This window comes from Streptomyces sp. KL2, assembly GCF_046529545.1.
Classification (GTDB): Bacteria; Actinomycetota; Actinomycetes; order Streptomycetales; family Streptomycetaceae; genus Streptomyces; species Streptomyces radiopugnans.
In genome coordinates, this window is sequence record NZ_CP127170.1 from 979,396 (window position 1) to 997,486 (window position 18,091).

An 18,091-nucleotide genomic window follows, 5' to 3' on the forward strand; every position below is an offset into this window, starting at 1 on the left:
CCCGGTTCCGGCACGGCCCGCACCGCAGCCGCGACCGCCCACGACGGACGAGGGGGACCGCTCACCGTGAAGGAACGGGAACTGCGCCGGCGGTGCAGGCGGCTGCTCAACGAACTGGACATCCGGCCGCCCCTGGACGTGACCGAACTCTGCCGCCGTGTGGAGCGGCGGCGCGGCAGGCCCCTGAGACTCGTACCCCACCCGATCCCCGTTCCGGGCCCGTTCGGCATGTGGATCGGCGCTCCCGCGGCCGACTACATCGTCTACCAGCAGCAGACCAGCGGCGCCCATCAGCGCCACATCATCCTCCACGAGCTCGGCCACATGCTGGCCGACCACCACGGCGGCCGCCCCGACCGCCACGAGGAGGAGCTGCTGACCGCGCTGCGCCGCGGCACCGAGCACCTCGCCCCCGGCGAGATCCCCGAACTCGACCTCGACCCGGACGCCGTACGGCGGGCGCTGCGCCGGACCGCCTACGACAGCGTGCAGGAGCGGGAGGCCGAGACGGTGGCCACGATCATCCTGGAGTGGGCCTCGGTACTGGACCAGGTGGTCCCGCGGTCGTCCGCCGATGCCACCGCGGAGCGCATCGGCGCCGCCCTCGGCGACCGGCTGGGGTGGCTGTGAGCCTGCTGCTGACCCTGTACGGAGTGGGCTCGTTCCTGGTGCTGGCCTGGATGGCCCACCGGCTGACGCGGGCGCCGCGCGACGTGCCGCTGTGGGCGGTGACCGGGCTGATCGCCTGCTGGGCCGCGGCGTACCCCTTCGGACTGGCCGCCGACCGCGAGGAGGTGTTCCTGGGGCTGGCGCCCATGACGTCCCGGCTGGTCCAGCACATCCTGGTGCTGGCCGCGGTCAACTGCATGGTCTGCTTCTACCTCTTCTCCGCGCTGGAGCCCGCCCGGGCCCGCAGGCGCGCCGGCTGGTACGCGCTGGCGCTGATGGGCGCGGTCGCCGTCCTCATCGCCGCGGTGGCGGCCACCCCCGCGGGCACCCGCACCCGGGACCACACCGTCACCGGCGTGGCGGTGTTCTTCGTGACGGCCGACCTCTACCTCGCCGTCGGCTTCGCCCTGGGCTGGATATGGACCCGGCGCTACGCGCGCATCGCCGAGCCCCGGCTGGCGCGCGGACTGCGGATCACCTCCTGGGGCATGGCCGCCGTCGTCGTGGCCGACGCCTTGTTCGTCCCGGCGGTGCTGATGCGCTGGGCCGGCGGCGACGGCGCGCCCGGGTCGCTGGACACCGCGGGCGCCGCGGAGACGACGCTGGGCTGGTTCGGGGCGGTGTTCTTCCTGCTGCCGGGCATCGTGCTGATCCTGGCCGGCATCACCTATCCGGCCGCGGTGATGCGGCTGGCCGCGCTGCGCGTGTGGTGGCGGCACCTGCGGGCGTACCGCGGGCTGGAGCCGCTGTGGACGGCGCTGCACCGGCAGTTCCCCGAGGACGCGCTGCACCGGGTGCCGGCGCGGCGCTGGCGCGACGCGCTGAGCCCGCGCGGGGTGCACCGCCGCTACTACCGGCGGGCCATCGAGTGCCGCGACGGCCTGGTGCGCGTCAGCCCCTACCTCGCCGCGCTGGACGGCGGAAGCGGCGACGAGGGCGGGAGCAGTGGCGTCGACGGGGACGGTGCCGGGGCGGAGGGTGCGGTGCCACCGGAGCGGCTGGCGCCGCGGCTGCGGGAGGCGCTGCGGGCGCACGCCGCGGGCCGCCCGGTGGACACCTCCGCGGTGCCCGTGGCCGTACCGGCCGAAGGCGGCCTGGACGCCGACGTGGAGCGGCTGCTGGCGCTGTCGCGGGCGCTGCGGGCCGTGGAGCGCGCCGGGCGGGACGCGGTGTGAGGGACGCGGCGTGAGGGAGCGGCGCGGTGCGAGAGGCGGCGCGGTGCGAGGGTGCGGCCGGTCACCGGCAGATCCGGTCCAGCCGCTCGGGCTCCCGCCGGAACCGCTGCCGGAACTGCCACTCGGACTCCTCCTGGACCTCCTGGATCCGCTGCAGCAGCCCGGCCGGATCCTGCCCCGGGTCGGCGAGGAACTCCAGGGCCTTCTCGTAGAAGAGGCGGCGGATCGTGGGCGGCATGACGTCCGAGGCGTCCAGGCAGAGCCTTCCGGCCCTCCCGAGCTCCCGCACGATACGGCGGCTGACGGTGTCCCTGCCGCCGGCGGGGTAGCTCTCCTCGCCCACGTCCTCGTGGGCGGAGAAGAAGGGGATCTCGCCCCTGGCCCAGCCCTCCTCGTCCTTCGCCCAGACCCGCTGCGCCTCCAGGGAGGCCAGGAAGCGCATCAGCTCCTGGGCCTCGGGGCTCTCGCGGAACATCGCCGCGAAGTCCGCGGAGACCTCCCGGTCGCGGCCGTCGCGGTCGGCGGCCCCGGGCAGCAGCCGGGGTGAGGGGACGAAATCCGCCTCCGGGGCCCTGGGCCCGTACAGATGGCGGGCGAAGCTGCCCTGGTGCTCCAGTTCGCAGCCGCCGCCCGGGCCCGTGCCGAAGAGCAGCCCGTTTCCGCCCTCCGGGCCCCGGTGGTCGGTGGTCAGCGCTTCACGGGCCGTCCTTCCTCCGTCCCCGGACATGAACTCGCCCCAGGTCCGCCAGGCCCGCACCACGGGGCCGTCCGTCCACGCCATCTCACCGGCCGCCCACTCCTCGTAGGCATCGGGGCCGGACTGCTGGAGGAGGATGTCCTCGATCCAGTCGCTGCCGGGCCAGCCGGAGGTGGCGTCGGAGCCCATGCCGACGCACCAGCGCTCCGCGTCCGCGCGCGAGGGGTCCGGCTGCCTGCCCTTCTCGTGCCAGACGATGCTCTTGAGGTCGACCTTCACCGGGATCCAGTGGCGTTCGTCCATCCCGGCGGGCTGTGCCAGCCAGGGTCCGCCGTCGTACTTCTCCTCGTCGACGACCCCTTCCTCCAGGGGCTCCAGGAAGCCCTCGCGCTCGTAGTCGACCAGATCGCCGAGGACGGGCAGGACGGCGACGTCGGGAGGGTCGCCGGCCAGCAGGCCGGAGAGCAGCACCTCGCGGGTCGCGGTGGTGCCCTGGTACTCGACGGAGACGCCCTGCTCGGCCTCGAACAGGTCGAGCAGTTCCTCGAAGGATTCCTGTTCCCCTCCCGTCCACGGGCCGAGGACGGTCAGGGCGCGGCGGGGTTCCGCGGCGTCGCGGGCGCAGCCCACCGGGCCCGCCAGGGCCAGGAGCAGGGACAGCGCGCCGAGGGCGGCCGTACGCCCCCCACGCACAGGCCTGCCGGTCCGCGCCCCGCGCACGCTCCTCACGCGCCCTCCCCTCCCACGTACCCTCCTCACGACCGGAACCTGTACTGGCTCAGATGCCGTTGCAGCCCTGCCCAGGACAGCAGCGCGACCGCGGCGCCCCCGAGCGGTATGAGCACCGCCCTCCGCTCGCTCCCGGACGTCGCGTCCAGGACCTCCTCCACCCCGGTGCGCGCGCCGGTGACGGCGGCCCTGGTCTCCTCCGGCTCCCCCCTGGGCGCCTCCCCGTGCGCCTTCGTCCCCTGCTGCGGCCCGGCGACCGCCACCAGCTCCCGGCGGGCCTCGTCCAGCCCGTTCTGGGTGTCCTGCGCCCAACTCACCGGCAGCCAGGAGGCCAGCAGGACCGCGCAGGCCAGCAGCAGGAAGGGGTTCAGCCGCTGGGGGAAGCGCCGCTGGAGCTGCCACTGCGCCACGGCCAGCGCCAGCAGCGGCAGGAGCGGGGCCGCGACCGCCGCCCGCCACAGCTCACGCCGGGCGTCGGTGAGCTCCGTCTGCTCCCGCAGCCTCCTGAGCTGGTCGCGCTGGAGGTCGTCGAGCCTGGAGAGGATGCCGGTCCCCCCGCGGTTGATGATGGTGTCGGCGCTCGCGCTCCACGCCTCGCTCAGCACCTCGTCCTCCGCGTGCTCGATCGCCCGGGCGACGGCCTCCTGGTAGACCATGAGCAGGGCGATGACGGTGCTCAGCTCCCGCTTGCCCTCCTCCCCCGCGACCTGCCGGTCGGCTATCTGCGACAGGCTCTGGGTGGCCGCCGCCATGTAGGTGCGGTACCTCTCGTCGGTGCTGGTGCCGTCGACCAGTTCGGAGGCCAGGTACTCGCGGGCGGCGAGGTGGGCGTCGACCAGTGCGCCGCGGGCGGCGGCGACCTCCAGCACGGCCGGCGCGGTCCGGTCCCGGACGGCGGCGGGGCGGCGGTGGGTGTCGTCGTAGGCGGCGAACAGCACGGCCGCCGCGAGCAGGGCCAGCACCACCAGCGAGACCAGCTGGGCCACCAGCAGCCGCCGGGTGCCGATCACCGCTCCTCCTCCAGGGGGTGCCCGCAGCTCTCGCAGAACCTGTCCGGGCGCACCCACTCCGCACACCGGCGGCAGCACACGGGCGGCTTCTCGCTGTGCCCGCCGCCCTCGCCTCCGGGGACGTCCCGGGGCGTCCCCGGAGGCGAGGGCGCGGCGCCGCCCGCCCGCGGCGGGGGCGCGGTGCGGCTGCTCCTGGCGATCAGCTTCCGCAGATGGCCGGGGTCGACGGCGTCGCGGACGCGCACCAGGCCGACGGCCGCGTTCTCCACCGTCACCAGCGCGCGCAGCCGGGCGAGGTGCGCGGCGTCGTTCAGCTCGTACGCCAGGCGCACCGCGCGGCCCAGCTCCCGCTCGGCCGAGGGGACGTCGTGCCGGCCCAGGGCCGCGCAGCCGGCGCGGGTGGCCTCCTCCAGCTCGGTGTAGCGCCGGAAGTGGCGTCCGGCGGCGCCGAGGTCGGTCGGCGGCGCCTCCGCGACCCACCGGACGGTGATCTGCTCCTCGCGCGGCAGCACCACGCCCGCGGCGTCCTCGGTCTCCAGCCGCAGGGAGGCGATCCGCGCCTCCCGCATCCCACGGACGGACGGGTGGCCGGGGTCCACGCGCAGCCGCAGTTCGTACCACCGGGTCTCGTCGCCCCACGCCCCGGTGGGCAGGAGCGTCCGGCCGCCGTCGCGCACGGCGGTGCCGGTCAGGTCCAGCACCGTCGGGTTGACCTGGCGGAAGAGGGCGACCGACGCCTGCGGCCCGGTGTGCACGGCCAGGGTGAGCCCGGCCAGCGTCCTGCGCGTGGAGGCTCCGACCAGTTCGCGGAAGAGCCGGGTGAGCTGCTCGCCGAGCCCCTCGCCGTCCGTGCCGGCGCCGTCCGGGCCGGAACCCTCCGCGTCGGGGGAGCCCGCGCCCGGGAGGCCCGCGTCCGGTGGGTCGTCGACGACCGCCTCCACCCGCCCGTGCAGCCGGTCGGCGATCCCCCTGAGCTGCTCGGCGTCCCAGCCCTCGCCGATGCCGAGCGCGTCGCAGACGAACTCGCCCGCGCAGTCGTCCAGTACGCGCCGCAGCTCCTCGGCCCGGCCGTGCTGGTCCATGCCGTCGGTGAGCAGCAGGGCGTGCCGGAAGGCGGCGCCGGGGCGCGCGGTGAGCAGTCTGCGGGTCAGCGACAGCCAGGAGGAGATCCGGGTGCCGCCGTGGGCCTCCAGCGCACGGGCGGCGCGGGCGCCGTCGGCTCGGGAGGCGGGCGAGGCGGCGACGGTGGCGGGCGAGGCCGGGTCGCGGCGCGGATGGACGACCCGGGCGGTGTCCGTCCCCTCCACCAGGGCGAAGTGGGTGCCGTCCGGAAGCATCTCGATCGCCGCCGCGGCCGCTCTGCGGGCGGCGGCGATCTTGCGGACGGAGGGGTGTCCCATGGAGCCCGAGCAGTCGATGACGATGACCTCGGAGCGCTCCGGGGGGCGGCGCGGCACGGTGGCGTCCAGTCCCTCCGCCCTGAGCCTCACCAACACCTGCACCTCGTGGCCGCCGCCGGGCGCGCCGCCGGCCCGGTCGGCGACGTACTGCTCGTGGGCGGTCTCCACCGACATGTCGACGCGCGGGCGGCCGGGGGCCGCCGCCCCGGTCCGCGGCCCGTTCTCCGGCCCGTCCGCCCTCCCCTCGGTGGGCTCCCGCCCGGTGCCGGTCATCGGGCCGGCTCCCCGCTCGTCCTGGGGTTCGTCCGCGGAGCCGTCCGGGGGCCGGCACGGCGGTCGCGGCGGCCGCCCGGCCGGACGAACCAGGTGCGGGGGAAGACCGCGTTGGAGCAGTCCTCGAGGTGCTCGTGCTGCTCGGCAGTGGTGCCGGGCAGCCGTGCGAGGTCGTGGAAGGACCACGACAGCAGCGTGCGCAGCCCCCGCTCGGTGGGCGGCTCCCCCGGGCCCCCGCCGAACAGCTCGCCGGTCAGCTCCGCCAGGTGCGCGCGGTCCTCCTCCCAGACGCCGCCCGCGCCGGTGCCGCCCGCCTCCCGTACGCCGCCGGCGACCCGCTGGATCCAGTCCAGCGCCCACTCGCGGATCTCGGCGGTCAGCCGGGTGCGTTCGGGCCCGACGTCGGCACCGCCGTCGAGCTCCAGACCGGGCAGCTCCTCCCGTACGGCCGCCAGTCCGCGCCAGTCGGGCAGGCCGCCGGACCGGTCCCCGGGCCCCGGCGCCAGCCGGGCGGCGCGGATGCGCACCGCCGCGATCCGGGCGGCGTCGTAGTGCCGCGAGGTGGACGCCACACCGTCGAGCACCTCGGCCGCGCGCTCGCGGTCGCCCCGGGCCAGATGGACCCGGGCCAGACCGAAGGCGGCGCTGCCCTGCTGCGGGTTGCGCCGCCACACCGCGTGGTAGAAGCGCTCGGCCCGCTCCGGTTCGCCGCGGTGCTCAGCGCAGTAGCCGAGCGCCAGCTTGGGGGCGTACTCGCCCGGCAGCGCGCCGTAGACCTCGGCGAAGTGCCCCTCCGCGCGCTCCACTTCCTCCCGGGCGAGGCGGAGCAGGCCGCGGTGCCAGGCGATGCGCCAGTCGGGGGCCGGCCGCGCGTCCGGCGCCACCCCCAAGGCCGCCTCGGCCTCCCGCAGCCGCCGTTCCGCCCCGTCCAGCTCCCTGCCGCGGTCCCTGGTGTGCTCCGGCGGCAGCTCCTCCCGCGCCGCCAGATGGGCCCGGCACAGCCGCAGCCGGACCTCCGCGCTCGTGCCCGGGCCGTCCCCGCCCAGAAGTCTCTCCAACTGCCGTACGACCGCCCGCGGATCCGTGGGCCCGGGCATGCGCAGCTGGACGGCCGCCGGGTCGTCGGGGCGCGGCAGCGGGGCGGGCAGTCCGGCGGCGACGGCGGAGGGGGCGGGCCGGCCCGGGCGCAGGACGGGTGCGGTGACGGTCCGCCGGTAGTCCCGCACCCGGCGGTCCCGCCAGCTCTCCAGTCCGGGCACGGTGCCGAGGCCGGCGTCCAGCAAGGTGGGGGTGGGCTCGAAGACGTCGGAGGGCCGGTTGTACGGGCGCCCTGTCCGGAGCGACAGCAACTCCCTGAGCACCCCTTCCAGTTGGCCGGACATCTCGGCGGCGGAGGAGAACCGGCGCGCAGGGTCCCGGTCGGTGGCGCGCTCCACCAGCCGGTGGAAGGAGATGTGGCCCAGTCCGGTGCCCTGAGCTCCGGGAGCACCGTCCACCGCGGCCCCGGCCAGCTCCTCCAGCGTCCGGCCGACGGTGTGGATGTCGTGCGCGACGGTGGGCCCGCCCCCGGAACGCACCTCGGGCGCCGCGTAGTCCGGGGTGATGACGGGGGCGCGGCGGGCGGGGCCGTCCGGCCGCCGCGCGCCGCCCAGGTCGATGAGGACCACGCGGGTGCCGCGGTGGATGACGTTGGCGGGCTTCATGTCGCTGTGCACCAGGCCCTGTTCGTGCAGTGCCGCCAGGGCGTCCAGGATCTGGCACCCGTAGCGTGCGACGTGCTCCAGGGTCAGGGGCTCGTCGGGGCCGAGCGGGCGCAGGCCCCGCGCGGTCTCGTCCAGCACCTCCTGGAGGGACTTGCCGCCGACGTACTCCATCACGATGTAGTCGGCGTCGATCCCGCCGTCGCCGGGCCGGTGGTGCACGTAGTCGAGGATGCGCACGATCGACTCGTGGCTGACGGCGATCATCTGGTTGCGTTCCTCCAGCATGCTCTCCCGCGCCTCGTCGTCGTGCGGGTTGAGCACGCCCTTGAGGACGATGGGGCGGTTGCGCAGCCGGGTGTCGACCGCCAGGTAGACCCAGCCCAGGCCGCCGTGGGCCAGCGGGCCGCGCACCTCGTAGCGCCCGCCGTCGAGCAGTTCCCCCTCCCCGAGCTGGGGGCGCAGCGAGTAGCGGGTGCCGCAGCGCGGGCAGTAGCCCTCCTGCCGGGCGGGCATGCCCCGGTAGGGCCTGCCGACCGGGTTTCCGCACTTGCCGCAGGGGCGGCCGTCCAGGGGCGGTACGGGGTCGGTCAGGACGAGGGCGGCCGGATCGCCGGGCGGTGGCAGCGGAGGCAGGGCCAGCAGGCGGCGGCGCTCGTCGGCCGGCCCCCCGTGGCCGGTGCCGTGGCCCGCCCCGTGGTCTGTGCGGTCGGCCGTGCCGCGTCCGTTCACCGTACGCCTCCCTCCGCCTCCCGGGCGCCCTCCGGGCCCCGCTCCCCCGCCTCCGGACCGCCGGCCTCCGGACCGCCGGCCTCCGGCGGCCAGCCCAGCACGCGGCGGACCGCGCCCGTGTAGCCGGCCACCGCACGCGCCGCGCTCTCCGCCTCGAACGGGCCCGTGTGCAGCGCCTCGTGGGCCGCCCGGTACTCACGGTCGAGCGCGATGTCCTCGATCCGGCCGTGCCGCACGGCCAGCCGGCGGTAGGCCCGCAGCTCCCCCCTCAGCTCCGCCCGCCGCCCGTACCCCCGCTCGGCCGCCTCCCACGCGCTCTCCACCGCCCTCTCGGCCCGGCTCGTACGGCGCCGCAGCCCCTCCAGCGCACCGGAGAGCCGCCGCCGGTCCAGGTCGGCGCCGGTGCGGTGGGCGTGCCGCAGCCAGGCCAGGTCCATGTGCAGCCGGGTCACGGCCGGGCCGGGGTAGTCCACCCCCGACAGCCGGGCGCCGGCGCGGGCCAGGTCCCGCAGCCGCGCGTCGAGCGCCTCCAGCCGGCCGGCCAGGGCGCCCATGCGGTGCCGCAGCACCAGGTCCTCCTCGGCCCGCTGGTCGATCCGGGTGCCGGCCCGGTGGAAGACCAGCAGCAGCCGGCAGCCGCGTTCGGCGAACTCGCCGCACAGTTCCAGCAGCCGGGCCGGATCGGCGCACCCGTCCACGCCCAGCACCGCCACGGTCAGCGGCGTGCGCACCTCCCTCAGCCGCTCCAGGACCCGCGCCGGGTCGCTCCCCTTGAGGTTCATGCGCTCGGCGATCCGGACCGCCGCCTTCTCCGGTGCCTCGTTCCGTACGTCGACGGCCAGGTCGAGGCTGCCGACCGGGGGCACGGTGGACTCGGGGTCGGTGGAGCCCGCGGCCGGCGCGTCCGCCGACAACTCCCGGTCGGCCAGGGTCAGGGCGCGCCGCAGGGTGCGGTCGCGGCCGGAGCCCGGCCGGACCTCGGTGACGTAGACCGGGGGACGCCCGTCCCTGTCCGCCAGCCAGGCGGCGAGCCGCTCCGCGTAGTCCGGCTCGTCCAGCCTCGCGGGCGGGCCGCCCCGGACCACGGACGGCTCCACGCCCGGCGGGCCCTGGACACAACCGCCCAGCCGGGGCAGGTAGTTGAGGACGGTCTCGACGGGGATCATGTGCGCCATCGTCAGCGGTGCGAGCCGTCCGGACTCCGCGGAGGCGGTGACCGTGATGCCCAGCACCCCGGGCGGGTCCTGCATGTCCAGTACCGGGCCGCCGCTGAACCCGCGCCGCGGCAGGTGCTCGGGGGCGACGTTGAGCTGTACGCGCTCGCCGAAGGGCAGGCTCACCGTGGCCGCGAGCGCCGCGCCCCGGGCGTGCCGCACGGAGTCGGCGTAGCCGCACATCTCCACCCGCATGTCCCGCATCGCCGCCCGCAGCAGCGGCGCGGAGTGGCCGCCGGGCGGCGGGCGGTGCACCCGCAGCAGGGCCAGGTCCGCGCGGTCCTCGCCGCGCCGGGGGAACCAGCAGCCGTCGGCGACGGTGGCGGTGGAACCGGCCGCCCCCTCGATCTCGGGGAACTCCACGACGACCGGGGAGGTGCGGTCGGGCAGCACATGGGCGCACGTCAGCACCGTGTCCCCGCCCAGCAGCACGCCCGAGCCGATGACCGCGCGCGTGTCCTGCGAGCGGATGCGCACCAGCCACGCCATCCCCCGCGTCCCCTGCGCGACACCGTCCCCCGTGCGGTCCCCCATGGGGCCGCAGCATACGCCCGGGTCGCGTCTCTCTGTAGTCTCTCGGTGTCAATCGGTGAGAGCGGCAAGGGGGTTGGGGCATGGTGGGCTCGGACGACCGCGGCAGCGACATCGGTCTGGCCGATGTGATCCGGCAGGTCCGCGCGGATCTGGCTGCGGCGCAGCGCGAGGGCGACGCCGCCGGCGACGGGCTGCGTTTCGCCGTGGACAGGGTGTGCCTGGAGATGGCCGTCCAGGTCCGCCGCGAGGGCAGTGGCCGCGCCGGCGTGCGCATCGGTGTCGTCACGGCCGATCTGGGCGGCGGGCTCAGCCGGGACACCACGCACCGGGTGCAGGTGGAGCTGACCCCCCACCGCGGGGGCGGCACCTATCTGGTGGGCGGGGAGCCGGACGACTGATCCGGCCTGCCGCGCGCCCCGCCGGGGTTTCCCCGCGGCAGCGACGCACCTCGTGGTCATCGGTGACCGGGACGCTCCGAGCTGGGTCGTCACCGCCCGGCGCATGGCCCCCGGCCGGTCCGCCGCCCCGGCCGGGGGCGACGAGGTGCTGCTCCACACCACGCGCGGCTGTTTCCGTAACCCCACCCGCGACCTCGGCCGGGCCATGGCGAGGGCCCGCGTGGCCGGACCGGTCCGCAGCCTGGACGGACCGGTCCGGTTCGGCGAGCGCGCCTTCAGTGAAGGATGCGACCTGCGCACCGGCTGCCTCGCCCCGTTCCGCGCGGACGTCAGGCGCTGCGCCTGAGTCTGCGCCGCTCCTCCTCCGACAGCCCGCCCCACACCCCGTAGCGCTCGTCGTTGGCGAGGGCGTACTCCAGGCACTCGATGCGCCCCTCGCACGACTGACAGATCTTCTTGGCGTCCACGGGTGTTCTGCCCGGCTCCGGGAAGAAGGGCTCGGAGCCGATCTGCGCGCACAGCGCGCGCTCCCACCATCCGGTCAGCTGTCCGACCGGACCGGAGTAATCAATTGCCATGCCAGGGAGCCTGCCCGGCGCCGATCAACGTTCCGTCAACGTCCGATCAACGAGCGCTGACAAGCCCTCGCCGGCTCTCACCCTGCCACTTCCCGCACACGTGCGCCCCAGGGTTCGCCCACCGGGCGTGTCCGCCCGCCGACGTGTCGTGTACGGGCTGGGTCGGGTCCTGTCCGGGTGCGGGCCGTGACCGGAAAGCCCCCTCGAATTCGCCGTCGGCCCGGGGAAGCCGGCCGCGAGGGGGGCATGCGGGCCTCAGCGGTTCGATGGTGCTGCCGGAGACCGGCGACCGCCGGCGGGCGCCCCACGTCGACGCGTTCATCGCGCACACGGCGAAGCGCCGGGCGTGTCAGCCCGCGGCACGCGTGTAGGTGAGGATCACCGCGCCGCTGCCGAGGACGGTGTGGTCGGTGAGTGTCCAGGCACGCGGATCGAAGGAGGCCTTGCGGGAGAACATCGGGATCCCGTCGCCGATGGTCAGCGGAGCGACCTTGAGGATCAGCATGTCGATCTCGGTGTAGAGGGAGCCGGCCAGTTCGGCGCCGCCGACCAGCCAGATGTCCTTGCCGTCCTGCCGTTTGAGCTCCCGGACGGTCGCCACCGGGTCGTCGGCGACGAGTTCGACGGCCGGGTCCGGGCTCTCGGTCATGCTCCGGGAGAAGACCAGGTGACGCAGGTGGGGGTAGGCGTCGGTGACCCCGGCCGCCAGGCCGATCTCGTAGCTGCGCCTGCCTTCGAGCACGGTGTCGAAGCGCGTGCCCTCCGCGGTGACGGACAGCGCCTGCCGGGCCTGCGCGGGCAGTGTCTCCGGGTACTCGGCCACGAGGTGCTGGACGTAGTCCTCCGCTATGGGCCAGAAGCCGTTCGGGCCGGTGGGGTCCGCGCCGTCCGGGCCCGCGATGAAGCCGTCGGGGGTGATGGCGACGTGGTAGACGAGTCTGCGCACACTGGTTCCCTTCTGTCGGTCCGCTGCCGCGGTGCGGCCCGGGCCGCCGGGTGGCGTGCCGGGGTTCGGGGCCGCTCGGCGATCATCGCACCGGGCCGGTCGCGCGGGTGCCGTTCCGCCGAATCCCACGGGCGTTCGCGCAGCCGTCGGCCCGGCGCGGCGGCAGAGCCGTGAACGACCGGCCTGTGGCGGTGCTCACGGCCGTACCGGCCTTCCGGGTGAGGGCATGGATCGCCTTCACCGTCCAGACCCTGGTCCTCGGCGGCTCGGCCCTGTTCTCCGCCCTGCTCGCCGTGCGGTGAACTTCCTGCCGGCTGGAGCCCCGGCGGCCCTCCGCCGTCTCACAGCCCTGCGGGGCGGGGCGGTTCGTCGGGTTCCCCGCCGCCGCGGCGGAGGATGCTGATCATCCCGTTCGGTTCGAGGTAGGCGCGCCGGACCTGTGAGACGTCCTCGATCCCGTGCAGCCGCAGCTGGGTCATGATCTCGCCCTCGGTCATCATCTCGCGCCGCATGACCTTGCGGCTGAGGCGGCCGTCCTCGATCAGCGGCCGGGGGCGGGACTTGATGACGCGGGCCAGGCGGGGCCACCGGTAGGCGGCGGCGTCCAGCACCAGGCTCCAGCAGACGACCGTGGCGGCCAGCAGGACGCCGTCCGCGATGGAGCTGCTCTTCCCCACCAGGCCGGGGGCGACCGCCTGGCCGACCAGCACCACGAGGAAGACGTCGGTGATCCCGAGACCGCCGGCCTCGCGCTGTCCGGCGACGCGCACCATCGCCATCAGCAGCAGGAAGGTGACCGTGCCCCGCAGGAAGAGCTCCAGAAGGGGGACGCTGGGGGCGAAGAGGGTGTTCCAGTCGGGCATGCACCGAGACAACCACCGTCGCGGCGGCCGCCCCGTCCGCGACGCGCGGCGGTCCCGCCCTCCGAGCGGAGGACGGGACCCGCTGACCCGTCGTGCCGGGGCTCCCGTCAGACGACCCGCTGCATCGCCTTGCGGTGCCGCTCCGCCATCGCGGCCCCGGACTCCCGGCGGGCCATCCTGCGCAGGACGGGTGGCGCGAGGAGCAGTCCGGCGACCGCCCAGGCGCCCAGTACGCCCGCCGTCTCCAGGTACCGCCATGACTCGCCGATCTCGGCTGCGACCGCCTCGGCGGGCAGCAGCGCGGCGCGGAGGCCGAGACCGAGCCAGTAGACGGGGAAGACCTGCGCGACGAGCTGCAGCCAGTCGGGCAGCTCCGTCAGGGGGAAGTAGATCCCGGAGATCACCACGAGTCCCATCACCGGGAGCATCAGCAGCCCGACGGTGCGCGGGCTGGTGACGAGCGAACCGATGACGGCGCCCGTCGGCAGGGTCGCCAGGAGGCCCAGGGGCACCACCCACACCAGCGTCAGCAGCGCCCCTCCGCCCCGCTGGGCGACCCCGTCGACCATGAACACGCCGACGGCGAAGGGGAGCGCCATGGAGACCACGGCCGTGCCCGAGACCATGACGACCTTGCCGACCAGATGGCCGACCATGCCGTGTGGCACGGCCTTGGCGCGCAGCAGCGTGCCGTCCTCGCGCTCGGTCGCCAGGAGCTGCGCCGTGGTCATCATCCCGGTGAAGGCGAGCGTCATCCCCAGCATGCTCGGCAGCATGAACGCGCCCGCCGAGATGCCCGCGCCCTCCAGGGGATCGTCCCCGACCAGGAACAGCGGCACGATGAGCAGGACCGTCCAGAGCACGTACCCGAACACGTCCTGGCCGCTGGTGAAGGTCTGCTTGAATTCCGTCCAGCCGCGCCGCAGCCCCGTCCTCGCCGCGTACCACACCGGGTTCATCGCGCTCCCTCCCCGAAGACGTGTGCCGTCCGCCCGCCGCCGGCGCGGCCCGGCTCCAGCTCCCGCTCCAGCTCCAGCTCCCGCACCATCGTCAGATAGGTGTCCTCCAGGCTCGCCCGGCGCACCTCCAGCCCGCCGATCGCGTCACCGTGCTCCTCGAACAGCCGGCGGACGAACCGCGTGGGCTCGGCCGTCGCCTGCTCGAAGGGCCGCCCGTCCCGCGTCCAGCGCACGGTGGCCTCGGCCGAGGCCTGCCGGGACAGCTCCGCGGCCGGGCCGTCGGCCACGATCCGGCCGCCGGCCAGGATGAGGATCCGGTCGGCGAGCTTCTCCGCCTCGGCGAGGTCGTGCGTGGTCATCAGCACGGTGGTGCTCTCGTCCGCGAGCCCGCGCACCAGGCCGTGGAACTCGTTCCTGGCCTCCGGGTCCAGGCCGGCCGTCGGCTCGTCCAGGAACAGCAGCTCGGGCCTGCCCACGATGCCGACGGCCACGTCGAGGCGCCTGCGCTGCCCGCCCGACAGGGTCGCGACCCGCTTGTGCGCCTGCTCGGCCAGGCCGACGGCGGCGATGAGCTCGTCGGTGTCCCAGGGGCGCCGGACGAGGTCGGTGGAGTACGGCGCGTAGTAGGCGCCCAGGTGCTCCAGCAGCTCCCGCACCCGCCACTTGCCGTGGTCTCGCCAGGACTGCAGCACGATGCCCAGTCGCGCACGCCACCGCTCGTCCCCGTGGGCCGGGTCGGTGCCGAGGACGGTCACGTCACCGGCCGAGCGCATCCGGAAGCCCTCCAGGACCTCGATCGTGGTCGTCTTGCCCGCGCCGTTCGGGCCGAGCAGTACGACGACCTCGCCCCGGCGGGCCGTGAACCCCACGCCCTTGAGCACGTCGTGGCTGCGGTAGCGCATCCGCAGGTCCCGCACGTCGATGACCGTGTCGCCCTCCGGCGGCGGGCTGCCCCCGGTTCCGGCTCCGGGTATGGCGTGGTCGGCCGTCATCGGCTCTCCCCCGTCTCTGTGGTGGTCCGCTCTACCGGGTCGGGGCCGGAGGCCGTGCCCGCGTCCGTGGTCATGGGACGCGTCCTGCCGCTGTGGCCGCCGCCGTCCGGCGGCTGCCGTCCGGGCCCTCCCCGGACGGGCACCCTACCGAACCGGCCCGGCCGCACCTCTCGGCGAGCGGTACGGCCGTACGCACACGCCGCGGCCGGGCGGGAGTGGCCGCGGCGCCCCCGTGGCCGTCCCGGGCCCGCCGGGAGTCCGGGTCCTCCCCCGAGGCGCCGGGAGGCACCGGCTCACGCGGAGGGCGACCCGCCCGTCACGGGCGCGGGTCCAAGGTGATGTGCGGGGACAGTGCGCGCAGGAAGTCGGGCGCGTCGAATACCGCGCCGGCGGAGGCGACACCGGCCGTCCTGGTCCGTCCCGTGAGGATGCGGTCGACCGCTTCCACGGCGAGCGGCGCGGTGACGGCGTAGATGTCCCGGCCCCTGGCCACGGCGCGCCGTTCGACGCCGCCGGAGCGTACGACGGCGTCGACGAGGAAGGTCTGCGCGGACCGCCCGCGCTCGTCGGCCGCGGTCGGTGCGGGGGTGTCGGGAGCCGACACGTCCCTGGCCGCCTCGACCGTCATGTACGTGCGCACCTCGGGGACGGACAGGTGGCTGGGAACGGTGACGACGTCGGCCATCGTGAACTCACCGATGACGGAGCGGGTGCCCATCGGCTCGGGGAAGGGCCACTCCAGGGTGGGCGGGCTGTCGTGGCGGTACTCCAGCCGCCCGTTCGCGTAGCGGACGCGCCGGCCGCCGCGCCGCTGCCGGGAGACCGCGCCCGCGGCACGCGTCCCGGCGGTGGGGTGCCAGCCGCTCAGCCCGTACGCGATGTGCACCTCGTCGGCCGCCGTCCAGTCGCCCATCGCGGTGGTGGCCAGCAGGTCGCCGAGGCCGCCGTAGAAGGCCATCGCGGGGACGACCACCGCTCCCGCGGCGCGGGCGCGGTCGGTGAAGTGCGCGAACGTGTCGGCGTTGGCCTCGATCTCGGCCGCCACGTCCACGTACGGGACCCCGGCGCGCAGTGCCGCCTCGATCACAGGGGCGGCGGTCGTGGCGAAGGGCCCGGCGCAGTTGATCACGGCCGCCGCGCCGGCCAGCGCGCGATCGAGCGAGGCAGGATCGTCGACCGAGGCCGGGCGGGCGTCCGGTCCGGATCCGGACTCCCTCGCCATCGTCCTCAGCTTGCCGGCGTCACGGCCGGAGAGGACCGGGACGAACCCGCGCTCCCGCAGCCGCTCCACCACGAAGCGTCCGGTGTGCCCGTACGCGCCGTACACCGCCACCTCGGGTCCCGATCCCATGGGTTCCCCCCGTACTCGAATGATCCGCCGTGTTCCGTCGTGGCCATCCTGTCGGGGGCGGACACCCCGCACGAGTGTCCGGAACGACACGCCCCGTACAATTCCGGACGTGGACACTGTCGCACTGGCCGTCACCGACGGAATGCTTCACTTCGAACTGGCCCTGGCGTACGAGGTCTTCGAGGCCGCTCCGGCCGGTGTGGCGGAGCCCTGGTACGACTTCGCCGTCTGTGGACCGGGCCCGGTACGGGCGGGCCGTTTCCTGCTGGAGCCCGACCACGGCCTCGACCGGCTCCCCCTCGCCGGCACCGTGATCGTCCCGGGCTGGGCCGACGTCGACGAGGAGCCGCCCGCCGATCTGGTCGACGCGGTGCGCGAGGCCCACGAGGCGGGCGCGCGCCTGGTCTCGCTGTGCACGGGCGCCTTCGTGCTGGCCGCCGCCGGTCTGCTGGACGGACTGCGCGCGACCACGCACTGGGCCCACACCCGGGCTCTGGCCGCCCGCTACCCGCAGGTCGAGGTGGACCCGGACGTCCTCTACGTGGACAACGGCAGTGTGCTCACCTCCGCCGGCAAGGCGGCGGCCATGGACCTGTGCCTGCATCTGGTCCGCCTCGACCGCGGCTCGTCGGTGGCCAACGCGGTCGCCCGCCGTCTGGTCGTACCGCCGCAACGGGACGGTGGACAGGCCCAGTTCGTCACCACACCGGTGCCCGCTCCGGCGCACCACCCCCTCGCCGGACTGCTCCCCTGGGTACTCGAACGGCTCGACCGGCCGCTGACCGTGGAGGATCTCGCCCGCCGGGCGCGGATGAGTTCGCGCAACCTGGGCCGTCACTTCAGGGCCGCGACCGGCACCACGCCGCTGCAGTGGCTGCTGACCCAGCGGATCCGCCGCGCCCAGGAGTTGCTGGAGACGACCGACGAGAGCGTCGAGGCCATCGCGGCGGCCACCGGCATGGGCACCGCCACGACGCTGCGCCGGCACTTCAACCGCACGATCGGCGTGCCCCCGGACACCTACCGCCGTACCTTCCGCTCGCGGCCCCGGTCCGGCCCGGACGGCGGCGGACGGCCTCGGGCGGTACCGCGAAGGCCCTGAGCCGCGAGAGGTCTTCCGGCGGAACCCGGTGAGCGGGTGCTCCGCCGGTCCCGTCCGCCGCGCCACGTTCCGCGCCGCCGCCGCGGGCACCGGTCTCCCGCCGGCCGTAAGCGCGCTCGGGGCGCGCCTCAACTCCACGCCTCATGACGCCCACTCCTCTTCGGGGCACCGGATGGGAGCGAAGCCGTACCGCGGTTCCCGCGTCGCGCCAGTTGACCCGAAAGCATGTTCCCCGAACCGTCTCCCCTCACTACACAGTTGCCGCTTCTCCGCCGCTCAGCATGGCAGGGCACCGGGGCCGGCCGGAGGGGGAAGTCGTGGGCAGGCCCTGGGAGGCCGGTACCGGAACCGACTTCAGGAGGAGGACCGGCAAGTCCCCTCGGGAATTGGGGTGATGACCGGCGACGCCGGCTGTCCCGGCATCCGGGAGCCCGGCTCCGGGACGCGCGGGTCGACGTCGGCGCGACCCCCGGCCCCCTCGCGGGGCCGGGCACCTGCCGTTGTTAGGCTTGCCGCAAGACCGCGGGCAGCGAAGGAGGATGGGGTCCGATGTTTGCTCGTCCTCTCTCGCTTCCTCTGAGGCGTCTGCCTGCCCGCCCTCGGATTCTCGAGTCGTTGGAGCGGCGGCCGGTCGGTACGAACGGCTACGTCAGCACGTGGGGCGCGATCACGGGCGTCTGTCCGCCGAAGGGCCGCTGAGCCCACCGGCCCCGCCCGGAGGCATGTCACCGGCCACGCGCCGGTGCGCTGTCACGCACCCCTTCGTACC

17 protein-coding genes are annotated in these 18,091 nt (G+C 75.3%); 6 read left to right on the plus strand and 11 right to left on the minus strand.

All coding sequences use genetic code 11. From position 1 onward, the window contains the following. The first annotated feature begins 66 nt into the window (after nucleotides 1–66). Together QPK52_RS04490 and QPK52_RS04495 are read left to right on the plus strand one after the other, a co-directional pair. A complete protein-coding gene (locus QPK52_RS04490) occupies nucleotides 67–630 on the plus strand; it encodes a hypothetical protein (RefSeq protein ID WP_410535697.1) in 564 nt (187 codons plus the stop codon). Continuing rightward, entirely contained in the window at nucleotides 627–1,844 is a 1,218-nt protein-coding gene (locus QPK52_RS04495; protein WP_410535699.1) for an MAB_1171c family putative transporter, read from the plus strand. Before QPK52_RS04490 ends, QPK52_RS04495 begins: the two co-directional genes overlap by 4 nt. A 61-nt stretch (nucleotides 1,845–1,905) precedes the next feature. Here the strand turns inward: QPK52_RS04495 and QPK52_RS04500 are convergent, their stop codons facing one another. The 5 genes from QPK52_RS04500 to QPK52_RS04520 are packed head-to-tail and all read right to left on the minus strand — an operon-like array spanning nucleotide 1,906 to nucleotide 10,133. After that, nucleotides 1,906–3,270 carry an ABC transporter substrate-binding protein gene (locus QPK52_RS04500; RefSeq protein WP_410535701.1) on the minus strand — a complete coding sequence of 455 codons (1,365 nt, stop codon included), beginning with the start codon at nucleotides 3,268–3,270 and terminating at the stop codon, nucleotides 1,906–1,908. A gap of 26 nt (nucleotides 3,271–3,296) precedes the next feature. Further along, nucleotides 3,297–4,280, minus strand: a complete 984-nt coding sequence (locus tag QPK52_RS04505) for a hypothetical protein (RefSeq protein WP_410535703.1) — start codon at nucleotides 4,278–4,280, stop codon at nucleotides 3,297–3,299. Beyond that, complete coding sequence (locus tag QPK52_RS04510; protein ID WP_410535705.1) at nucleotides 4,277–5,953, minus strand: VWA domain-containing protein; 1,677 nt, start codon at nucleotides 5,951–5,953, stop codon at nucleotides 4,277–4,279. The genes QPK52_RS04505 and QPK52_RS04510 overlap by 4 nt, the downstream gene beginning before the upstream one ends. Next, nucleotides 5,950–8,385 carry a tetratricopeptide repeat protein gene (locus QPK52_RS04515; RefSeq protein WP_410535706.1) on the minus strand — a complete coding sequence of 812 codons (2,436 nt, stop codon included), beginning with the start codon at nucleotides 8,383–8,385 and terminating at the stop codon, nucleotides 5,950–5,952. The genes QPK52_RS04510 and QPK52_RS04515 overlap by 4 nt, the downstream gene beginning before the upstream one ends. Beyond that, entirely contained in the window at nucleotides 8,382–10,133 is a 1,752-nt protein-coding gene (locus QPK52_RS04520) for a trypsin-like peptidase domain-containing protein (RefSeq protein WP_410535708.1), read from the minus strand. Before QPK52_RS04520 ends, QPK52_RS04515 begins: the two co-directional genes overlap by 4 nt. Nucleotides 10,134–10,213: 80 nt before the next feature. Between QPK52_RS04520 and QPK52_RS04525 the strand changes: the two genes are divergently transcribed. Both QPK52_RS04525 and QPK52_RS04530 read left to right on the plus strand, forming a co-directional pair. Beyond that, nucleotides 10,214–10,531, plus strand: a complete 318-nt coding sequence (locus QPK52_RS04525; protein WP_410535709.1) for a trypco2 family protein — start codon at nucleotides 10,214–10,216, stop codon at nucleotides 10,529–10,531. A 52-nt stretch (nucleotides 10,532–10,583) separates the two neighbouring features. Then, nucleotides 10,584–10,877 carry a hypothetical protein gene (locus tag QPK52_RS04530; protein WP_410535710.1) on the plus strand — a complete coding sequence of 98 codons (294 nt, stop codon included), beginning with the start codon at nucleotides 10,584–10,586 and terminating at the stop codon, nucleotides 10,875–10,877. On the opposite strand, the gene QPK52_RS04535 is transcribed toward QPK52_RS04530, so the two are convergent. Both QPK52_RS04535 and QPK52_RS04540 read right to left on the minus strand, forming a co-directional pair. Further along, entirely contained in the window at nucleotides 10,861–11,109 is a 249-nt protein-coding gene (locus QPK52_RS04535; protein ID WP_093656188.1) for a WhiB family transcriptional regulator, read from the minus strand. The genes QPK52_RS04530 and QPK52_RS04535 overlap by 17 nt on opposite strands. A 349-nt stretch (nucleotides 11,110–11,458) precedes the next feature. Then, nucleotides 11,459–12,055 carry a dihydrofolate reductase family protein gene (locus QPK52_RS04540; RefSeq protein ID WP_410535711.1) on the minus strand — a complete coding sequence of 199 codons (597 nt, stop codon included), beginning with the start codon at nucleotides 12,053–12,055 and terminating at the stop codon, nucleotides 11,459–11,461. A gap of 170 nt (nucleotides 12,056–12,225) precedes the next feature. Here QPK52_RS04540 and QPK52_RS04545 point away from each other — a divergent pair, with 170 nt between their 5' ends. Continuing rightward, complete coding sequence (locus QPK52_RS04545) at nucleotides 12,226–12,357, plus strand: hypothetical protein (RefSeq protein ID WP_410535713.1); 132 nt, start codon at nucleotides 12,226–12,228, stop codon at nucleotides 12,355–12,357. Between the two features lie 39 nt (nucleotides 12,358–12,396). On the opposite strand, the gene QPK52_RS04550 is transcribed toward QPK52_RS04545, so the two are convergent. The 4 genes from QPK52_RS04550 to QPK52_RS04565 form a co-directional block, all read right to left on the minus strand. Then, nucleotides 12,397–12,918, minus strand: a complete 522-nt coding sequence (locus QPK52_RS04550; protein ID WP_410535714.1) for a DUF421 domain-containing protein — start codon at nucleotides 12,916–12,918, stop codon at nucleotides 12,397–12,399. Nucleotides 12,919–13,025: 107 nt separating this feature from the next. Then, nucleotides 13,026–13,877, minus strand: a complete 852-nt coding sequence (locus tag QPK52_RS04555) for an ABC transporter permease (RefSeq protein ID WP_410535716.1) — start codon at nucleotides 13,875–13,877, stop codon at nucleotides 13,026–13,028. Beyond that, nucleotides 13,874–14,869 carry an ABC transporter ATP-binding protein gene (locus tag QPK52_RS04560; RefSeq protein ID WP_410535717.1) on the minus strand — a complete coding sequence of 332 codons (996 nt, stop codon included), beginning with the start codon at nucleotides 14,867–14,869 and terminating at the stop codon, nucleotides 13,874–13,876. Before QPK52_RS04560 ends, QPK52_RS04555 begins: the two co-directional genes overlap by 4 nt. Before the next feature lie 316 nt (nucleotides 14,870–15,185). Then, nucleotides 15,186–16,220: a saccharopine dehydrogenase family protein gene (locus QPK52_RS04565; RefSeq protein ID WP_410535719.1), complete on the minus strand. Its 1,035-nt coding sequence runs from the start codon at nucleotides 16,218–16,220 to the stop codon at nucleotides 15,186–15,188. A gap of 109 nt (nucleotides 16,221–16,329) precedes the next feature. Here QPK52_RS04565 and QPK52_RS04570 point away from each other — a divergent pair, with 109 nt between their 5' ends. Next, nucleotides 16,330–17,322 (plus strand): helix-turn-helix domain-containing protein, encoded by a 993-nt coding sequence (locus tag QPK52_RS04570; protein WP_410535721.1) that lies wholly within the window; start codon nucleotides 16,330–16,332, stop codon nucleotides 17,320–17,322. Nucleotides 17,323–18,091 lie beyond the last annotated feature (769 nt).